Consider the following 18,046-nt stretch of genomic DNA (forward strand, 5'->3'; position numbering starts at 1 on the left):
TTGTCGCTTGTCGCGTGTTGCGCGGGGCCGGTGGCGATATCAGGTTTCGTGGGGAATGCGGTCCGCGGCGCGTAGGTGTCGGCGTGGGCGAGCCCATCGTCATGGCGCCAGCAGGCTGGCGCGCGCGCTGGCGAAGGCCGCGCCCGCCTCGGCCTGCAAGGCATGGACGCCGCGCTGCACGCGGCAGCGTCCCGCGCTGCGGACTTCCGCTAGTGTCTCATGTCCGTGATTGGCGAACACGTGCACGGCCAGCGCCTGCTCGCCGCGCAGGCCCGCCAGCGTCGGATGGCTGCCGTCCAGCACGACGAAATCCGCCTGCTGTCCGATGGCCAGGCCGCCGACCGCGCGTCCCGCAGCACGCGCCCCGCCGGCGACCGCATCGAGATAGAGCCGATCGGCCACCTGCGGATGCCGGCTCGACGCGAGCACGTTGCGCTTCTGCAGCGCGAGCCGCTGCCCGTATTCGAACAGCCGCAGTTCCTCGCTGACGCTGACGCTGGCATGGCTGTCCGAGCCGATGCCCCACGCCCCGCCCTGTTCCAGATACGGCGCGGCATCGAACACGCCGTCGCCCAGGTTCGCTTCGGTGGTTGGACAGATGCCGGCCACCGCGCCGCTGTGCGCAAGCCGCCGGCGCTCGTCCCAGTCCAGATGCGTGGCATGCACCAGGCACCAGCGCTGGTCGACCGGCGCATGGTCCAGCAGCCAGTCGACGGGACGGGTGCCGCACCACGCCAGGCATTCGTCGACCTCGCGCTGCTGTTCGGCGATATGGATATGCACCGGCGCGGCCGGGTCCATCGCATGCAGGCCCGCCACCGCCGCACGCAGGCTGTCGGGCGGCACCGCGCGCAGCGAGTGCGGCGCGAGGCCGAGCCGTGCCGTGCCCGTGCACGCCGGCGCGAGCCGCTGCAGCAGCGCCAGCATCGCGTCGGTCTCGTGCAGGAAGCGGCGTTGCTCGGCCAGCGGCGGCTTGGGGCCGAAGCCCGCACTCTGGTACAGCACCGGCAGCAGCGTGATGCCGATGCCGGCGCGCTGCGCAGCGCGCAGCAGCCGCAGCGACATCTCGGCCGGATCGGCATAGGGCGTGCCGTCGGCCTGGTGATGGACATAGTGGAATTCGCAGACGCTGGTATAGCCCGCGCGCAGCATCTCGACATAGAGCTGCGTCGCGATCGCCTCCAGCGTCTCGGGCGCGAGCCGCAGCGCAAAGCGGTACATCAGCTCGCGCCAGCTCCAGAACGAATCGTCGGCCGCCGAACGGAATTCGGTCAGGCCGGCGAAGCCCCGCTGGAAGGCGTGCGAATGCAGATTGGTCATGCCCGGCAGCACCGGGCCGACGGCGCGCGGCGTGCCGGCCGACGGCGTGGCGTTTGGCGCCACCGCGGTCAGCCTGCCATCGGCGTCCCAGCTCAGCAGCACATTGCCGGCCCAACCGTCAGGCAGCAGCGCCTCGGCGGCGAACAGCGTGGAATCGAGGTCAGGCTTCATCGCGAAACTCCTGCGCGGCCGAAGAGGCGGGTCCGAAGAACACGCGCCCCTGGCGTACCACCGCGGCGAGCGGGTTGCGGCCGAACCAGTAGGCCAGCTCGGCCGGCGAATCGATGCGCCACAGCGCAAGATCCGCGCCGCGGCCCGCGGCCAGCAGCCCATGCCGATCGCTGGCGCCCAGCGCGCGCGCCGCGTGCTTGGTGACGCCGGCGAGCGCCTCGGGCACCGTCATGCGGAACAGCGTGCAGGCCATGTTGAGCATCAGCAGCAGCGAGGTCACCGGCGACGTGCCGGGATTGTGGTCGGTCGACAGCGCGATCGGCACGCCGTACCGGCGCAGCAGCGCGATCGGCGGCAGATGCGTGTCGCGCAGGAAATAGTAGGCACCGGGCAGCAGCACGGCGACGGTCCCCGCCTCGGCCATCGCCGCGACGCCGGCCTCGTCCAGATGCTCCAGATGATCGGCCGACAGGGCGCGATAGCGGGCCGCCAGCGCGGCGCCGCCGAGATTGCTCAGCTGTTCGGCATGCAGCTTGACCGGCAGGCCATGCCGGTGCGCGGCCTGGAACACGCGCTCGGTCTGCGCCGGCGAGAAGCCGATGCCCTCGCAGAAGGCGTCGACCGCATCGACCAGGCCTTCCTGCGCCAGGGCCGGCAGCATCGTGTCGCAGACCAGCGCGATGTAGTCGTCGGCGCGGTCCGCGTATTCGGGCGGCAACGCATGCGCGCCGAGGAAGGTGGTATGCACCGCAACGCCGTAGGCCTTGCCGAGCCGCCGCGCGACGCGCAACTGCTTGCGCTCCGTATCGAGATCGAGGCCGTAGCCCGACTTGATCTCGATCGCGGTGACGCCTTCGGCCAGCAACGGCTTCAGCCGCGTCGCGGCCTGCGCGAACAGCGTGTCTTCGTCGGCCGCGCGCGTGGCCCGCACCGTCGACACGATGCCGCCGCCGGCGCGAGCGATTTCCTCGTAGCTCGCGCCGGCGAGCCGCATCGCGAACTCGTCGGCGCGCTGGCCACCGTAGACCAGATGCGTGTGGCAGTCGATCAGGCCCGGCGTGATCCACGCCCCGCCAGCATCGTGATGCGGCAGGCCGCGGTAGGCCTCGGGCAACACGGCCTGCTGGCCAAGCCATGCAATACGCCCCTGCTCGACGACCAGCGCGGCATCGCGAATGGCGTTGGCCGGATCGGCATCCGGCAGCAGATGGCAGCGATGCCAGACGCCGTCGGCCGACGGCGCGCCGGCCACGCTGGCATCGACAGCGAAGTCTTCAACGGACTGCGTCATGACGTGGTTTCCCTATCGGAGGATGACTGCGTCGATTGCAGCCTGACGACGAGGCAGCGGGCGCCCTCGCCCTCGTCCTGGGGCAGCCAGCGGAAGGCGCCGCCCGGCGGCAGCAGCATGCCGCTGCCGGCCGTCAGCACGCCGGCCTCGGCGTCCTGCGCATCATCGCAGTGCCAGCTGCCGGCCAGCACGTAGAGCACGACCGTCGTATCCGACTCGACCCCGGCGCTATCGATGGCCGCGCCGGTGGACGCCACGCTCGCTCGGCAGCGGCCGCGGCGCGTCATCACATTGAAGTCGCGCGTCGGCCCGCCCAGCAGCGTGGCGTCGACCGTCGCTTCGCCGGCAAAGGCGAACGGCTCGCCGACCGCCACCAAGCGATGATCGAAGCTGCCATCGCGCGCGTGCAGCCGCACGCCGTCGCCATCGAGCAGCACGATCTGGCGGTCGATGCCGGGGAACGCCGAGAACGGGCCGTCGGCCGCGATGTCGGCGATGCTCAGGCGCCAGTCGAATGCATCCAGCCCGGCGGCGGGCGGCCACGCGGCGATCTCGCGCGTGGTGCCGCCGCCGTTCTTCCACGGCATCGGCGTCAGCTCGTCCAGCGCAAAGCGCCGTGCTTGCGGGGATAGCGATGGCGCCGCGCTCATGCGCGATTGACCATCGGCAGGTTCAGCCCCTTCTCGCGCGCGCAGTCGATCGCGATGTCGTAGCCCGCGTCGGCGTGGCGCATCACGCCGGTGGCCGGGTCGTTCCACAGCACGCGCTCGATGCGGCGGGCAGCGGCATCGGTGCCGTCGCAGACGATCACCACGCCGCTATGCTGCGAGAAACCCATGCCGACGCCGCCGCCGTGGTGCAGGCTGACCCAAGTCGCGCCGCCCGCGGTATTGAGCAGCGCATTGAGCAGCGGCCAGTCGGACACGGCGTCCGAACCGTCCTTCATCGCCTCGGTCTCGCGGTTGGGCGACGCCACCGAGCCGCAGTCCAGATGGTCCCGGCCGATCACCACCGGCGCCTTCAGCTCGCCCGACTTGACCATCTCGTTGAAGGCCAGGCCCGCGCGATGGCGCTCGTCCAGTCCGACCCAGCAGATGCGCGCCGGCAGGCCCTGGAAGGCGATGCGCTCGCGCGCCATGTCGAGCCAGCGGTGCAGGTGCTTGTCCTCCGGGAACAGCTCCTTCATCTTGGCGTCAGTCTTGTAGATGTCCTCGGGATCGCCGGACAGCGCGACCCAGCGGAACGGCCCCTTGCCGCGACAGAACAGCGGGCGGATATAGGCCGGCACGAAGCCCGGGAAGTCGAAGGCGTTCTTGACGCCCTCGTCGAAGGCGACCTGGCGGATGTTGTTGCCGTAGTCCAGCGTCGGCACGCCCATCTGCTGGAAGGCCAGCATCGCCTTGACGTGTTCGACGATCGACGGGCGCGCGGCCGCCTCGACCGATTTCGGATCGGCCTTGCGCGCGGCTTCCCACTGCTCGACGGTCCAGCCGGCCGGCAGATAGCCGTTGACCAGGTCGTGCGCCGAGGTCTGGTCGGTGACGATATCCGGGCGCATGCCGCCGGCCTGCGCGCGCTTGACCAGCTCGGGCACGATCTCGGCGGCATTGCCGAGCAGGCCGACCGAGATCGCCTGCTTGCTGGTGGTGGCCTCGGCGATCATCGCCAGCGCCTCGTCCAGCGTGGTGGCCTTCTTGTCCAGATAGCGCGTGCGCAGGCGGAAGTCGATGCGCGATTCCTGGCATTCGATCGCCAGCACGCACGCCCCGGCCAGCACGCCGGCCAGCGGCTGCGCGCCGCCCATGCCGCCCAGGCCCGCGGTCAGGATCCACTTGCCGGACAGGTCGCCGCCGTAGTGCTGGCGGCCCGCCTCGACGAAGGTCTCATAGGTGCCCTGCACGATGCCCTGCGTGCCGATGTAGATCCACGAGCCGGCGGTCATCTGGCCGTACATCATCAGGCCGGCGCGATCGAGCTCGTTGAACTTGCCCCAGTTGGCCCAGTGCGGCACCAGGTTGGAGTTGGCGATCAGCACGCGCGGCGCGTCGGCATGCGTGCGGAACACGCCGACCGGCTTGCCGGACTGCACCAGCAGCGATTCGTCTTCGCCGAGGCGGCGCAGGCTGTCGAGAATCGCGTCGAAGCATTCCCAGTTGCGCGCGGCCTTGCCGATGCCGCCGTAGACCACCAGGTCCTGCGGGCGCTCGGCGACGTCCGGGTCCAGGTTGTTCTGGATCATGCGATAGGCGGCTTCGATCAGCCAGTTCTTGCAGTGCAGCTGGGTGCCGCGCGGCGCGCGGACTTCGCGCTGGCCGCGGGCGAGGAATTGCTGTTCGTTGGCGTTCATGGTGGTCTCCTGCGAGCGGTATTCGGTTGCGTGTTCGGTTGCGTGTTCGGCTACGTATTCGGTTGCGTATGCGGTTTGCGGTGCTTCGATAGGCGAGCGTCAATGGCCGCGCTTATTGCGCTTCGCCCTGCGCCGGCAGCACGGCACGCACGGCCTGGGGCCAGCCCGCGCCGGCGTCGCCCTGCAGCACCCACTGCTTCATCGCCTCGATATCGGGCGCCAGGTAGCGGTCGACCTCGACGAAATCGACGCGGGCGCGGATGCGGGCCAGTTCGGTCTCGACCAGCGGCGAGGACTTCAGCGGCCGATGGAATTCGATGCCCTGCGCGGCGGCCATCGCCTCGATGCCGACCACGACCGCGGTGTTCTCGGCCATGTCGCCGAGCCGGCGCGCGCCGTAGGTGGCCATCGACACGTGGTCCTCCTGGTTGGCCGAGGTCGGCAGGCTGTCGACGCTCGACGGATGCGCCAGCGACTTGTTCTCCGACGCCAGCGCGGCGGCGGTGACCTGCGCGATCATGAAGCCCGAATGCAGGCCGCCGTCGCGCACCAGGAAGGGCGGCAGGCCCGACAGGCCGGTGTCGAGCAGCAGCGCCAGGCGCCGCTCGGAAATCGCGCCGATCTCGGCCAGCGCCAGCGCGATGATGTCGGCGGCGAAGGCCACCGGCTCGGCGTGGAAGTTGCCGCCGGACACCACGTCGCCCTGTTCGGAGAACACCAGCGGGTTGTCCGACGCGGCATTGGCCTCGATCTGCAGCACGCGCGCGGCGTGGCGCAGATTGTCCAGGCACGCGCCCATCACCTGCGGCTGGCAACGGATCGAATACGGGTCCTGCACGCGGCCGCACTCGCGATGCGAGTCGACGATCTCGCTGCCGGCCAGCAGCTCGCGCACCGCGCCGGCGACGGCGATCTGGCCGGCCTGGCCGCGGGCGGCGTGGATGCGGGCGTCGAACGGCTTGACCGAGCCCTTGATGGCCTCGAGCGACAGCGCGCCCGCAACCAGCCCGGCGGCGAACACGTCCTCGGCGGCGAACAGGCCGGCCAGCGCCAGCGCGGTCGACACCTGCGTGCCGTTCAGCAGCGCCAGGCCTTCCTTCGGTCCGAGCTCGAACGGCTTCAGACCGGCATGCGCCAGCGCCTCGACGGCCGGCAGACGGCGGCCGTCGACGATCGCCTCGCCGACGCCGATCAGCGTGCACGACAGATGCGCCAGCGGCGCGAGATCGCCGGACGCGCCGACCGAGCCCTTGGCCGGAATGCACGGCGTGACGCCGTGGTTGGCCAGCGCCAGCAGCGCCTCGATCAGTTCGGGCCGCACGCCCGAATGGCCGCGCGCCAGGCTGACGGCCTTGGTCGCCAGGATCAGGCGCACCGTATCGGCGGGCAGGTCGCGGCCGGTGCCGACGCTGTGCGACAGCACCAGGTTGCGCTGCAGCTCGGCCAGCTTGTCGTGCGGGATGCGCGTGTTGGCCAGCTTGCCGAAGCCGGTGTTGATGCCGTAGACCACCGCGTCGGTGTCGACGATCTGCTGCACGGTGGCCTGCGCGGCGCGCACATCGGCCCAGGCCGAATCCGCCATCGCCAGCTGGACCTCGCCGCGGTAGATGCGGCGCAGTTCGGCGAGCGAGACCTCGCCGGGATGCAGGGTCAGCGTGGGACGGGATTGGGAAGCGGCGTGTTGCACGGAGGATTGGGTTGTCATTGTATGGTCCTGTCTATACAGCTTGGTACGGCTTAAATCAGCTTAGGTCGAATCGTGGTCGAAGTCAGGTGCGGAAGCGCTCGGTCCGTTCGGTGGCGACGGCAGCGCGGCTGCGGGCCGTGCCGCGGGCCGCCACGCTAGCCGAACGCCGGATTGCCATCGGCACGGAAGCGGCTGCCGAGGCGATAGCGGTTGCCGGGATGCAGGCAGCGCACGAAGGTCACCGGCGTGCCGGCGGTCCAGGTGCGCCGCGTCAGCAGCAGGCAGGGCTGGGTCACCGGCATCTCCAGCTGGCTGGCCTGCTCGGGCGTGGCCGCGACCGCGTCGACCACGTGCTCGACCTGGTCGTAGGGCACGTGCCGCAGCAGATATTCGCCCGGCTTGACGCCGCTGAAGTCCTGGTTGATGAAGTCGGGCGCCACGCGCGGATTCACGTAGCGGTCCTCCAGCTGCACCGGCACGCCGTCCTCGCGATGCACGCATACCGAATGGAAGACCGACTCGCCGGTGCGCAGGTCGAGCGCCGCCGCCACCTCGATCGAGGCCGAGGCGCGCTCGACCAGGATCACGTCGCAGGCGTAGTCGTGCCCGCGCATGCGGATCTCGTCCTGCAGATTGACCACCGACAGCAGCGTCGACTGCGGCTTGTGCTCGGCAACGAAAGTGCCGACGCCCGCCACCCGCACCACCCTGCCCTGCTCGGCCAGCTCGCGCAGCGCGCGGTTGACCGTCATGCGCGACACGGCGAAGCGGTTGACCAGCTCCTGCTCGGACGGCACGCGATCGCCCGGCTGCCAGGCGCCGCTCTGGATCTGGCGCGCGATGTACTCCTTGACCTGCTGGTACAGCGCGGTCGGCGTGGCATCGGACGACGGGCGGTGGCCGTTGGCATCGGAACGGGTGGCGGGGCGGCGGGTGCCGGCTTCTACGGTCATGGTCGGTGGTTGCGTGGGTCGATGCGTCGGTCGATGCGTCGGCCGATGCGCAAGTCGGTGGACTTCATTGGCCGCCTCAATGCTCGGCCGAGGCCATCGCCTCGGCACGGATCTCTTCGGTCAGCCGCGCCTTCAACGCCGAGAATTCCGGCGAGGTCTTGATCGTGTAGTGGCGCGGATGGGCGAAGTCGACCGCGATCTCGGTCTTGATCCGTCCGGGCCGCGCAGAGAATACCGCAACCCGGTTGGCCATGAAGATCGCCTCGTCGATATCGTGCGTGACGAACAGCACCGTCTTGCGCGCGCTCTCCCAGATGCCGAGCAGCAGTTCCTGCATCAGCACGCGGGTCTGGTTGTCGAGCGCGCCGAACGGCTCGTCGAGCAGCAGGATCTTCGGATCGTTGGCCAACGCCCGGGCGATCGCGGTGCGCTGCTGCATGCCGCCCGACAGCTGCTTCGGATAGTGATGCTCGAAGCCGCGCAGGCCCACGCGGGCGATGAAGAAATCGCTGCGCTCGCGCTGCTCCGCCACGCTCATGCCGCGCTCGCGCAGGCCGAAGCGGACGTTCTGCTCGATCGTCAGCCACGGGAACAGCGTATAGGACTGGAACACCATGCCGCGGTCCGCGCCCGGTCCGGTGACCGGCTCGCCGTCGAGCAGCACGCGACCGGAGGTCGGCGCGTCGAGGCCGGCGACGATGCGCAGCAACGTCGATTTGCCGCAGCCGGACGGCCCGAGGATGGTGACGAAGTCGTTCTCGCGGACCTCGAAGTCCACCGGCAGCAAGGCCTGGGTCTGGCCACCGCGCGGATTGACGAAGGTGCGCGACACCTGCTGGATCGACAGCGCGCTCATTGGATGGTGCTCCACGGAAACAGCCGCTGGTTGGCGAGCTTGAACAGCAGGTCCGAGACCAGGCCGATGCAGCCGATCACGATGATGCCGAAGATGATCTGCCCGGTATTGAGCAGCGCCTGGCTGTCGGTGATCATGTGGCCGATGCCGGACGACGAGCCGATCAGCTCGGCGACGATCACATAGGTCCAGGCCCAGCCCAGCACGAGCCGCAGGATTTCGGCGATGCCGGGCGCGGCGCCGGGGATCAGCACGCGCTTGACGATGCCGGCGCTGTTGGCGCCCAGCGTGTAGGCGGCCTCGACCAGGTCACGGCGCGCGCCCCCTACCGTCACGGCGACCATCAGCACGATCTGGAAGAACGAGCCGATGAAGATCACCAGCAGCTTCTGCGTCTCGCCGATGCCGGCCCACAGGATCAGCAGCGGAATGAAGGCCGACGCCGGCAGGTAGCGGCAGAACGAGACGAAGGGCTCGAAGAAGGCTTCGGCGGCCTTGTAGGCGCCCATCAGGATGCCCAGCGGCACCGCCAGCACCGCGGCCAGCACGAAGCCGCCCAGCACGCGCCAGACCGTCATGCCGATGTCGCCGAGAAAGCCGTATTCGGTAAACAGCAGCCACGCCTCGCGCGCCATCGTCATCGGGTCGGCGAGGAAGGTCGGCGGCACCAGGCCGCCCAGCGTCACCGCGCCCCAGACGGCGAAGAACAGCACGAAAAAGCCCAGGCCCAGCACCCAGCGGGTGCGCGGCGCGACGGGGGTCAGCGGCGTCAGCCACGGATGGGTCCGGCGCGCACGCGGCGCGGCCGGCATCGTCCGGGCGGGCGCCGGGCTGTCGGGCGCGACGGCCCGCAGCGAATCGGCGTGCAACGGTTGTGTCATCGCTACTCCTGCCGCTTAGCGGATGAACCGCGGGTCGTACAGCGTCGTCACGTCCGGCACCTGGCGGATCACGCCGACATCGAGCAGCACCGCGGCGGCCTCCTTGCTGAACTGCGCCAGCTCGCCGGCGAAGAACTTGCGGTTGGCCTCGCGATCCTGCCAGCGCAGATACGAGGACGACTTGGCGAACTGCTCGGCGGTCTGCTTGACGGCCGCGCCCATGATCTCGTTGGACTTGGCCGGCTCCTTGCGGATCATCTCGAGCGCCTCGAAGTAGCCGTCGACCAGCGCCTGCGCGGCCTTCGGGTTCTCCTTCAACCATTTCGGCGCGCAGCCGAGCGTGTCCATCACCATCGGGTAGTCCAGCGTGGTGGCGAGGATCTTGCCCTTGTCGGGGTTCTGCCGCACGGTCGACAGGTACGGCTCGTAGGTCATCGCGGCGTCGTTCTGGCCCGAGACGAAGGCCTGCGCGGCCGCCTGCGGCGACAGCGTGGTGGTCTTGACGTCCTTGATGGTCATGCCGTTCTTCTTCAGCATCCACGCCAGTCCGAAATACGGCGCGGTGCCCGGCGCGTCGACGCCGATGGTCTTGCCCTTCAGGTCGGCGAAGGTCTTGACGTCGTTGCGCACCGCCAGCCCGTCGGCGCCGTAGGACTTGTCGAGCTGCACGATCTGCGTGATCGGCACGCCGTTGGCATTCCACGCCACGTGGGTTTCCACCGTGGTCGCGGCGCACTGGATCGCGCCCGAGGCCAGCGCCAGATGGCGGTCCTTCTGCGGAATCATCTTGATGTCGACGTCGACGCCGTGTTTTTCGAAGATGCCGGCCTTGGCGGCCAGCGTCAGCGGCGCGAAGCCGGTCCAGCCGCTCATGCCCAGCGCCACCTTGGTGGTTTGGGCCTGCGCCGCGCCGGCACCGGCGGCGAGCGCCACCGTGGCCAGCCAACCGAGCGCACGGCCGGCGCCCCCTTTACTCCCCAACTTCCGCTTCTGCATCTGCACTGTTTGGCTCCTTTGGTGTCGCGAACGGTGCCGCCGGCTGGCGGCCCGCCCGGGTCGTGCCGGCGTCCTCGGTCGGGGCGCCGGTCGGTTTCCGGGCAATGTAGCAATCCTGTATATACAAGTCAAGGCGACGAAACGTCACTACGGCACGCCGCCGAAGGGACGTCTCCAATGGCAGCCCCGGATCCCGGGCGTTGCTCGCAAACCCTGATAGGGAAAGCGATAACGGGCGATGCAAGGGATTGGCGGGCCCCGCGGCGGTCAGCCGGATCGGTATCCCGCACCAGGCTGGTGACGGCGCCGCACGGCCTGCGGGCATCGTGCCCCAATATGCTGTATAGACAGGGTGGCGGGCGTAAGCACGCAATCGCCATGCCATCGGGGGGCGGCGCTTGCCGCGGGGGTACGACGATTGCCGCGGAGGTGCGGCGCCTGCCGCGGCGGTGCGGCACTTGCTGGGGTGTGTGCGCCGCTGGCCGCGGGGGTCAGGTCTCGAAGAAGTGGTGAACCGTCGGATAACGCAGCCGCAGCCGCAGCTCGCGCTTGAGCCTCGCGTTCTCGAGCCGGCGCGATTCGCTCATGAAGCTCAGCAGCGCCGGCTCGACGGCCTGGCGGATCTGCTCGCGCGACAGCCGGGGCGGCCGCGGCAGCCCGCGCCGGTCGGCCACCAGGTCGAAATAGTCGGCCATGCGCAGTTCGCTGTCGTCGCTGGCATGGACGACGCGCTGCGGCCGGCCGCGCAGCAGCGCGGCGATCATGGCGCGGGCCAGGTCGTCGGCGTGGATGTGGTTGGTGTAGACATCATCGTCGCGCACCAGCGCCGGCGTGCCCTTGAGCAGGCGCGCCACCGGCAGCCGGTCGGCGGCGTAGATGCCGGGAATCCGGACGATGCTGGCACGCCAGCCGCTGGCGCGGCCGAAGCTCCGCACCGCCCGCTCGGCGGCCACGCGGCGGCGTGCCCGCGCGGTCTGCGGCCGTACCGGCTGGGCCTCGCCGATGCGCGCGCCGCCGCGGTCGCCATAGACGCCGCTGGTGCTGGCGTAGACCAGCGCCGGCGCGCCGCCGCGAGTGGCCACGCCGGTCCCCCGTCCGGGCCGCTCGGGTAGAATGCGGGGTTCCCGCGCGGGGCGGCGCCATGCGCTGCGCCGCAGCGCCCGCAACAGGGCAACGGTACGTGGATCGTCTTCGCCGCGCGCCGGCGGCGGCGCCAGGTGCAACACGCGATCGGCCAGGCCGCCCAGGCGCTTCAGCGTCGCCGGCTCGTCCAGATTGGCTACCAACGGCACCGCGCCGGCCGCCCGCAAGGCCGCCACGCGGCCGGGCTGCGACGTCACGGCGAACACGCGCCAGCGCGGGGCAAGCATTTGCAGGCAACGCATGCCTACGTCCCCACAGCCCACGATCAGCAAGCGCGGGCCGGCCAGACGGGGTGGCGACAGATCTTTGCTCATCGAGAGATTATGGCTTATCAAGTAACCGTGCTGCCGAGCGGCCGCCAATTCGAGGCGGAAGCGAACGAAACCATCCTGTCGGCGGCGCTGCGTCAAGGCATTGGCCTGCCTTATGGCTGCAAGAACGGCGCCTGCGGTTCGTGCAAGGGCCGCGTCACCGCCGGCGACATCGTCCAGGGCGACCATGCCGCCTCCGCGCTGACCGCGCAGGAAAAGACCGAGGGCCGCGCGCTGTTCTGCTGCGCCAATGCGGCCTCGGACGTGACCATCGAATGCCGCGAGGTGCATGGCGCCGGCGATATCCCGATCAAGAAGGTGCCGTGCCGCGTGCAATCGCTGGAACGCGTGGCCGAAGACGTCATCGTGGCGAAGCTGCAATTGCCGGCCACCGAGCGCCTGCAATACCTGGCCGGCCAGTACGTCGAATTCCTGCTGCGGGACGGCAAGCGCCGCAGCTATTCGATCGCCACGCCGCCGCACGAGGAAGGCCCGATCGAACTGCATTTCCGCCATATGCCGGGCGGCGCCTTCACCGACTATGTGTTCGGCGCGCGCGAGGGCCAGCCGGCAATGAAGGAGCGCGACATCCTGCGCTTCGAGGGTCCGCTGGGCAGCTTCTTCCTGCGCGAGGACTCGGACAAGCCGATCATCCTGCTGGCCTCGGGCACCGGGTTCGCGCCGATCAAGGCCATCGTCGAGCACGCGGCCTACACCGGCATCACGCGGCCGATGACGCTGTACTGGGGCGGCCGCCGTCCGCGCGATCTCTACATGCACGTGCTGTGCGAGCAGTGGGCGCGCGAGCTGCCGAACTTCCGCTACGTGCCGGTGGTCTCGGACGCGCTGGCCGAGGACGAGTGGGACGGCCGCACCGGCTTCGTCCACCAGGCCGTGATGGCGGACTACCCGGATCTGTCGGGCCACGAGGTCTATGCCTGCGGCGCCCCGGTGATGGTCGAATCGGCGCGGCGCGACTTCACCGCCCAGTGCGCGCTGCACGCGGATGCGTTCTTCGCCGACTCGTTCACCTCCGAGGCCGACCTGCACCCGGCCGGCGTGGCCTGAACCCGGGCTCGCGGCGCGGCCCGGCTGGCCCTGCTGGCCCGGATCGCGCCCTGCCCGGCCCGCGCCGCTTGCCGTGCCACGCCCGCACACGACCGCACCATCGTTTCGCGAGAACAACAATGACGACCCGGGCCGCCACCGTCGTCTTTGACACTGGGGCGACTGCGTCTTATAGTTGGCCGCATGAACCACGCCAACATCCGACGCAGCTTCCGTACGTCGCATCCCGCCAGGGTGCCACGCGGCTGACCGTCGACAGCGTCTGTTCAGGTCATCAAGCCACGGGCAACCCCCGTGGCTTTTTTGTTTTGCCGCCCTTCCCTTTTCCTTGTTTGCCGATCTCTGGAGTCCGCCATGGCATTTGCTGAGTATCCCGTCCAATCGCTGATGTACATCACCAACCGGCCCGAGCTCGTCTTCACCGAGGGCAAGGGCTCGTGGCTGACGGACCATCAGGGCAAGCGCTATCTGGACTTCGTGCAGGGCTGGGCCGTCAACTGCCTGGGCCACTCGAACGAGGGCATGATCGCGGCGCTGAACGAGCAGGCCCGCAAGCTGATCAATCCGAGCCCGGCCTTCTACAACGAGCCGATGCTGCGGCTGGCCAAGACGCTGACCGACAACAGCTGCTTCGACAAGGTGTTCTTCGCCAACAGCGGCGCGGAGGCCAACGAGGGCGCGATCAAGCTGGCGCGCAAATGGGGGCGCAAGCACAAGAACGGCGCCTACGAGATCATCACGATGGACCACAGCTTCCATGGCCGCACGCTGGCGACCATGAGCGCGTCGGGCAAGGCCGGCTGGGACACGATCTTCGCGCCGCAGGTGCCGGGCTTTCCGAAGGCCCAGCTCAATGACCTGGCTTCGGTCGAGGCGCTGATCAACGACAAGACGGTCGGCATCATGCTCGAGCCGGTGCAGGGCGAGAGCGGCGTGGTGCCCGCCACGCGCGAATTCATGCAAGGGCTGCGCGCGCTGGCCGACAAGCACAAGCTGCTGTTCATCGTCGACGAGGTGCAGGCCGGCTGCGCCCGCTGCGGCACGCTGTTCGCCTACGAGCTGTCGAACGTCGAGCCGGACATCATGACGCTGGGCAAGGGCATCGGCGGCGGCGTGCCGCTGTCGGCCCTGCTGTGCAAGGCCGAGGTGGCGAGCTTCGAAGCCGGCGACCAGGGCGGCACCTACAACGGCAACCCGCTGATGTGCGCGGTGGGCAGTGCGGTGTTCGAGCAGCTGCTGGCGCCGGGCTTCCTGCAGCAGGTGCAGGAGAAGGGCGCGTATCTGCGCGAACAGCTGCTGGCGCTGTCGAACGAGTTCGGCCTGGCCGGCGAACGGGGCGAGGGCCTGCTGCGCGCGCTGATGCTCGGCAAGGACATCGGCCCGCAGCTGGTCGAGCAGGCGCGCGAGATGCAGCCGGAGGGCCTGCTGCTCAATTCGCCGCGGCCGAACCTTCTGCGCTTCATGCCGGCGCTGAACGTGACCCGCGAGGAGATCGACCAGATGATCGGCATGCTGCGAACGCTGCTGAAGTCGCTGGCCTGATCTTCGCGCACCGGCCGTCTGCCGTCGTCCACGGCGCGCTGGGTCCGTGATGGTCGGCGATGGTCGGCGATGGTCGCCCGGTTCGGAAACGGGCCGCCCTGCTGCGATGGCACGGCGGCCTTTTTCTTTGGCTCCTCTCCGTAGCCCCCCTTCGTTCACCGCCACCCGCCGCGCGTGGGGACGACGGTAATATTCGCTTGCCTATACTGATGCCATCCAGGACCGGGAGAACAACAATGGGCGGTCGCCTCCATCCCCACAGGCGCGGGCTGGCTACCACGCTTGCCGTGGCCACCCTGGCGCTCGGCACCCTGGCCGCCACACCGGCCGCGGCCGACGAGGCCGCCGACCACGCCGCCATCCTCAAGGCCGAGCAGGACTGGCTGACCGCCACCGAGTCCGGCGATCGCGCGGCGCTGGAACGCCTGCTCCATCCGACCTTCGTCAACATCTCGCCGCTGGGAGGGATGCGCAACCGCGCCGAATCGCTGTCCGCCGGCCCCCCGCCGCCGGGCTCCAGCCAGACGCTGACCGAACTGAAGGTACGCACGTTTCGCGACAGCGCGGTGGTCACCGGCGTCAACCGTTATCGGCCCAATGCGAAGGCCAAGCCGACGGACGTCGTCTTCACCGATGTGTTCGTACGCACGCCGCATGGGTGGCAGGTGGTGTCGTCGCACAATTCGATCCGGCCTGCGCCGGCGGAACGATAAAAAAAGCCCCGTCCATGCAGGCATGGCGGGGCTGGCGACTGCACGGCGGCCCTTCGGCCGCCGTTTTCCTATCGCGACAGGCTCATTCCCCCAGATACGCGGCGCGTACCTTCGGGTCGTCGAGCATGTCGGCGGCGTTGCCGCTCATCGTGATCAGGCCGGACTCCATCACATAGCCGCGGTTGGCGGCCTGCAGCGCGAGGCGGGCGTTCTGCTCGACCAGCAGCACGGTGACGCCCTGGCCGGAGATATCGCGCACGACCTCGAAGATCTTCTCGACCATGATCGGCGACAGGCCCATCGACGGTTCGTCCAGCAGCAGCAGGCGCGGCTGGCTCATCAGCGCGCGCGCCATGGCCAGCATCTGCTGCTCGCCGCCGGACATGGTGCCGGCCAGCTGGTTGGCGCGTTCCTTCAGCCGCGGGAAGATGCCGAACATGCGGTCGATGTCGTCCTTGATGCCGGCCTCGTCCTTGCGCGTGAAGGCGCCCATCAGCAGGTTCTCGGTGATGGTCATGCGCGCGAACACGCCGCGGCCTTCCGGCACCATCGCCAGGCCCTGCTTCAGCAGCTCGTAGCTCGGCACGCCCTTGATCGAGCGGCCCAGGTATTCGACCTCGCCGCCGGCCCAGGGCTGCAGGCCGGTGATCGCCTTCATCGTGGTGGTCTTGCCGGCGCCATTGGCGCCGATCAGCGTCACCAGTTCGCCGTCGCGGATTTCCAGGTCGATGCCCTTGACGGCCTGGATGCCGCCGTACGCGACCTTCAGGCCGGCGATCTTCAGTAGTGTGTCTTTCATGTGCGGCTCCCGTCAGTGGGCCGAAGTGCCGAGGTAGGCCTCGATCACCGCCGGGTTGTTCTGGACATCGTACGGCAGGCCCTGCGCGATGACCTTGCCGTAGTCGAGCACGGTCATGCGGTCGCACAGGCCCATCACCAGCTTCACGTCGTGCTCGATCAGCAGGATGGTCCGGCCATCGCTGCGGATCTTGTCGAGCAGGCCGCGCAGCTCGACCTTCTCGGTCGCGTTCATGCCGGCAGCGGGCTCGTCCAGCGCCAGCAGCTTGGGCTCGGTCGCCAGCGCGCGGGCGATCTCGAGACGGCGCTGGTGGCCGTACGACAGATTGCGCGAGGTGAAGTTGGCGTACTTGCCGATGCCGACGTACTCGAGCAGGTCATGCGCCATGTCCTCGACGCCCTCTTCTTCCTTGCGCACCGCTGGCGGACGGAAGATCGCCCCGATCACGCCGGCCTTGGTCCGCACGTGGCGGCCGACCATCACGTTCTCGAGCGCCGTCATGTCGCCGAACAGGCGGATGTTCTGGAAGGTGCGGGCGATGCCAGCCTTGGCCACTTCATGCACCGCGGTCGGCTGATAGGGCTTGCCGTCCAGCACGAACTCGCCGGAATCGGGGGTGTAGAGCCCGGTGATCACGTTGAAGAAGGTGGTCTTGCCGGCGCCGTTCGGGCCGATCAGGCCGTAGATCTCGCCGGACCGGATCTCCAGGCCCACATCCGACAGCGCCTGCAGGCCGCCGAAGCGCTTGTTCACTCCCTTGACGGACAGGAGGATGTTTTCGTTGCTCATCAGGTCCTCCCGCTTCACAGACGTCCAACGCTACCGGGGCGGCGAATCACCGGCCGGTCTTCCTTGCGCGGCGACGGCCACAGGCCCGCCGGGCGATACAGCATCACGCCGACCAGCGCCAGGCCGAACAGCAGCTGACGCAGCACCTCGGCGTCGACGATCACATGGCCGAACAGCATGTTCTGCACCGGCTCGGCCACCACGCGCAGCAGCTCCTGGAAGCCGATCAGCAGGATGCCGCCCAGGATCACGCCCGGGATATGGCCCATGCCGCCGAGCACCACGATCGCCAGCACATAGATCGATTCCCACAGCGTGAACGATTCCGGCGAGACGAAGCCCTGGAAGGCGCCGAACACCGCGCCCGAGACACCGCCGAACGACGCGCCCATGGCGAAGGCCAGCAGCTTGATGTTGCGGGTGTTGATGCCCATCGCCTTGGCCGCGATCTCGTCCTCGCGGATCGCCACCCAGGCGCGGCCGATGCGCGAGTTCTGCAGCCGCAGCGAGACGAACACGATTGCCACGACCAGCAGGATCAGCAGGTAGTAGTACATGAACACCGGCGTGAATTTCAGGCCGAAGAACTCGTGCGTCTTGGAGAAGTTGAAGCCGAAGATGGTGATCGGATCGACCGCGGTGATGCCCTTGGGACCGTTGGTGATATTGACCGGCCGGTCCAGGTTGTTCATGAAGATGCGGATGATCTCGCCGAAGCCGAGCGTGACGATCGCCAGATAGTCGCCGCGCAGCTTCAGCGTCGGCGCACCGAGCAGCACGCCGAAGATGCCCGCCACCAATGCCGCCAATGGCAGCACCCACCAGACGCTGACATGGAAGCCGTTGGGGAACAGCTGCGCGATGGTCTCGAACTGGTTGGCCAGATGCGGCGAGCCGAGCAGCGCCATCAGATAGGCGCCCACCGCATAGAAGGCGATGTAGCCCAGGTCCAGCAGGCCGGCGAAGCCGACCACGATGTTCAGGCCCAGCGCCAGCATGATGTACAGCAGCGCGAAGTCGAGCACGCGAACCCAGTAGTTGCCGCCCAGGAACTGCACGGCGAACGGCGCGCACAGGCCGATCACCAGGAAGGCCGCCAGCGCGAACATGGTCTTGGCCGGCGTCTTGGTCAGCGGCGCGGCCTGCGCCGTCGTAGAAATCGGAGTGTTCATCGTTGCG

At 69.0% G+C, this 18,046-nt stretch carries 16 protein-coding genes; 3 read left to right on the top strand and 13 right to left on the bottom strand.

Going from position 1 to position 18,046, the window contains the following annotated elements; translation table 11 throughout:
• Positions 1 to 99 precede the first annotated feature (99 nt).
• The 10 genes from KZ686_RS00315 to KZ686_RS00360 all read right to left on the bottom strand — a co-directional run bounded on the left by KZ686_RS00315 (position 100) and on the right by KZ686_RS00360 (position 11,959).
• Positions 100 to 1,491 carry a formimidoylglutamate deiminase gene (locus KZ686_RS00315; RefSeq protein ID WP_265632799.1) on the bottom strand — a complete coding sequence of 464 codons (1,392 nt, stop codon included), beginning with the start codon at positions 1,489 to 1,491 and terminating at the stop codon, positions 100 to 102.
• A complete protein-coding gene (hutI, locus tag KZ686_RS00320) occupies positions 1,481 to 2,782 on the bottom strand; it encodes an imidazolonepropionase (RefSeq protein WP_265632800.1) in 1,302 nt (433 codons plus the stop codon). Before hutI ends, KZ686_RS00315 begins: the two co-directional genes overlap by 11 nt.
• Positions 2,779 to 3,432, bottom strand: a complete 654-nt coding sequence (locus KZ686_RS00325) for a HutD/Ves family protein (RefSeq protein WP_149316732.1) — start codon at positions 3,430 to 3,432, stop codon at positions 2,779 to 2,781. The genes hutI and KZ686_RS00325 overlap by 4 nt, the downstream gene beginning before the upstream one ends.
• Entirely contained in the window at positions 3,429 to 5,129 is a 1,701-nt protein-coding gene (hutU, locus tag KZ686_RS00330) for a urocanate hydratase (RefSeq protein WP_265632801.1), read from the bottom strand. The genes KZ686_RS00325 and hutU overlap by 4 nt, the downstream gene beginning before the upstream one ends.
• Positions 5,130 to 5,241: 112 nt before the next feature.
• Entirely contained in the window at positions 5,242 to 6,834 is a 1,593-nt protein-coding gene (gene hutH, locus KZ686_RS00335) for a histidine ammonia-lyase (protein WP_149316730.1), read from the bottom strand.
• A 137-nt stretch (positions 6,835 to 6,971) separates the two neighbouring features.
• Positions 6,972 to 7,769, bottom strand: coding sequence for a histidine utilization repressor (gene hutC, locus KZ686_RS00340; protein ID WP_265632803.1), 798 nt, complete (start codon positions 7,767 to 7,769; stop codon positions 6,972 to 6,974).
• Between the two features lie 76 nt (positions 7,770 to 7,845).
• The gene (locus KZ686_RS00345; protein WP_149316729.1) at positions 7,846 to 8,625 is read right to left on the bottom strand and encodes an ABC transporter ATP-binding protein; all 780 of its coding nucleotides are present in this window, start codon (positions 8,623 to 8,625) and stop codon (positions 7,846 to 7,848) included.
• On the bottom strand, positions 8,622 to 9,506 hold the full coding sequence (locus KZ686_RS00350) for an ABC transporter permease (protein WP_149316728.1): 885 nt from the start codon (positions 9,504 to 9,506) through the stop codon (positions 8,622 to 8,624). Before KZ686_RS00350 ends, KZ686_RS00345 begins: the two co-directional genes overlap by 4 nt.
• Before the next feature lie 15 nt (positions 9,507 to 9,521).
• Positions 9,522 to 10,502, bottom strand: a complete 981-nt coding sequence (locus tag KZ686_RS00355; RefSeq protein ID WP_149316727.1) for an ABC transporter substrate-binding protein — start codon at positions 10,500 to 10,502, stop codon at positions 9,522 to 9,524.
• A gap of 491 nt (positions 10,503 to 10,993) precedes the next feature.
• Entirely contained in the window at positions 10,994 to 11,959 is a 966-nt protein-coding gene (locus tag KZ686_RS00360; RefSeq protein ID WP_265632804.1) for an NAD-dependent epimerase/dehydratase family protein, read from the bottom strand.
• A gap of 9 nt (positions 11,960 to 11,968) precedes the next feature.
• Here KZ686_RS00360 and KZ686_RS00365 point away from each other — a divergent pair, with 9 nt between their 5' ends.
• The 3 genes from KZ686_RS00365 (at position 11,969) to KZ686_RS00375 (ending at position 15,279) form a co-directional block, all read left to right on the top strand.
• Positions 11,969 to 13,024, top strand: a complete 1,056-nt coding sequence (locus KZ686_RS00365; RefSeq protein ID WP_265632805.1) for a CDP-6-deoxy-delta-3,4-glucoseen reductase — start codon at positions 11,969 to 11,971, stop codon at positions 13,022 to 13,024.
• Between the two features lie 354 nt (positions 13,025 to 13,378).
• Positions 13,379 to 14,566: an acetylornithine transaminase gene (locus tag KZ686_RS00370; RefSeq protein WP_149316724.1), complete on the top strand. Its 1,188-nt coding sequence runs from the start codon at positions 13,379 to 13,381 to the stop codon at positions 14,564 to 14,566.
• A 236-nt stretch (positions 14,567 to 14,802) separates the two neighbouring features.
• Complete coding sequence (locus KZ686_RS00375) at positions 14,803 to 15,279, top strand: nuclear transport factor 2 family protein (RefSeq protein WP_187829095.1); 477 nt, start codon at positions 14,803 to 14,805, stop codon at positions 15,277 to 15,279.
• A gap of 82 nt (positions 15,280 to 15,361) precedes the next feature.
• On the opposite strand, the gene KZ686_RS00380 is transcribed toward KZ686_RS00375, so the two are convergent.
• Genes KZ686_RS00380 through KZ686_RS00390 form a run of 3 tightly spaced genes read right to left on the bottom strand, consistent with a single transcriptional unit; the run spans position 15,362 to position 18,039 of the window.
• Complete coding sequence (locus KZ686_RS00380) at positions 15,362 to 16,078, bottom strand: ABC transporter ATP-binding protein (RefSeq protein WP_149316722.1); 717 nt, start codon at positions 16,076 to 16,078, stop codon at positions 15,362 to 15,364.
• A gap of 12 nt (positions 16,079 to 16,090) precedes the next feature.
• On the bottom strand, positions 16,091 to 16,867 hold the full coding sequence (locus tag KZ686_RS00385; protein WP_149316721.1) for an ABC transporter ATP-binding protein: 777 nt from the start codon (positions 16,865 to 16,867) through the stop codon (positions 16,091 to 16,093).
• Positions 16,868 to 16,881: 14 nt separating this feature from the next.
• Positions 16,882 to 18,039, bottom strand: coding sequence for an ABC transporter permease subunit (locus KZ686_RS00390; protein ID WP_149316720.1), 1,158 nt, complete (start codon positions 18,037 to 18,039; stop codon positions 16,882 to 16,884).
• Between the last annotated feature and the right edge of the window lie 7 nt (positions 18,040 to 18,046).

The sequence above is a fragment of the Cupriavidus cauae genome (genome assembly GCF_026210475.1).
GTDB classification, from domain to species: domain Bacteria; phylum Pseudomonadota; class Gammaproteobacteria; order Burkholderiales; family Burkholderiaceae; genus Cupriavidus; species Cupriavidus cauae.

Coding starts and splice junctions, on each gene's coding strand:
- hutC (WP_265632803.1), bottom strand. CDS start 7,769: ATGACCGTAGAAGCCGGCACCCGCCGCCCCGCCACCCGTTCCGATGCC.
- hutU (WP_265632801.1), bottom strand. CDS start 5,129: ATGAACGCCAACGAACAGCAATTCCTCGCCCGCGGCCAGCGCGAAGTC.
- KZ686_RS00365 (WP_265632805.1), top strand. CDS start 11,969: ATGGCTTATCAAGTAACCGTGCTGCCGAGCGGCCGCCAATTCGAGGCG.
- KZ686_RS00385 (WP_149316721.1), bottom strand. CDS start 16,867: ATGAGCAACGAAAACATCCTCCTGTCCGTCAAGGGAGTGAACAAGCGC.
- KZ686_RS00350 (WP_149316728.1), bottom strand. CDS start 9,506: ATGACACAACCGTTGCACGCCGATTCGCTGCGGGCCGTCGCGCCCGAC.
- KZ686_RS00375 (WP_187829095.1), top strand. CDS start 14,803: ATGGGCGGTCGCCTCCATCCCCACAGGCGCGGGCTGGCTACCACGCTT.
- hutH (WP_149316730.1), bottom strand. CDS start 6,834: ATGACAACCCAATCCTCCGTGCAACACGCCGCTTCCCAATCCCGTCCC.
- KZ686_RS00370 (WP_149316724.1), top strand. CDS start 13,379: ATGGCATTTGCTGAGTATCCCGTCCAATCGCTGATGTACATCACCAAC.
- KZ686_RS00390 (WP_149316720.1), bottom strand. CDS start 18,039: ATGAACACTCCGATTTCTACGACGGCGCAGGCCGCGCCGCTGACCAAG.
- KZ686_RS00315 (WP_265632799.1), bottom strand. CDS start 1,491: ATGAAGCCTGACCTCGATTCCACGCTGTTCGCCGCCGAGGCGCTGCTG.
- hutI (WP_265632800.1), bottom strand. CDS start 2,782: ATGACGCAGTCCGTTGAAGACTTCGCTGTCGATGCCAGCGTGGCCGGC.
- KZ686_RS00360 (WP_265632804.1), bottom strand. CDS start 11,959: ATGAGCAAAGATCTGTCGCCACCCCGTCTGGCCGGCCCGCGCTTGCTG.
- KZ686_RS00355 (WP_149316727.1), bottom strand. CDS start 10,502: ATGCAGAAGCGGAAGTTGGGGAGTAAAGGGGGCGCCGGCCGTGCGCTC.
- KZ686_RS00325 (WP_149316732.1), bottom strand. CDS start 3,432: ATGAGCGCGGCGCCATCGCTATCCCCGCAAGCACGGCGCTTTGCGCTG.
- KZ686_RS00380 (WP_149316722.1), bottom strand. CDS start 16,078: ATGAAAGACACACTACTGAAGATCGCCGGCCTGAAGGTCGCGTACGGC.
- KZ686_RS00345 (WP_149316729.1), bottom strand. CDS start 8,625: ATGAGCGCGCTGTCGATCCAGCAGGTGTCGCGCACCTTCGTCAATCCG.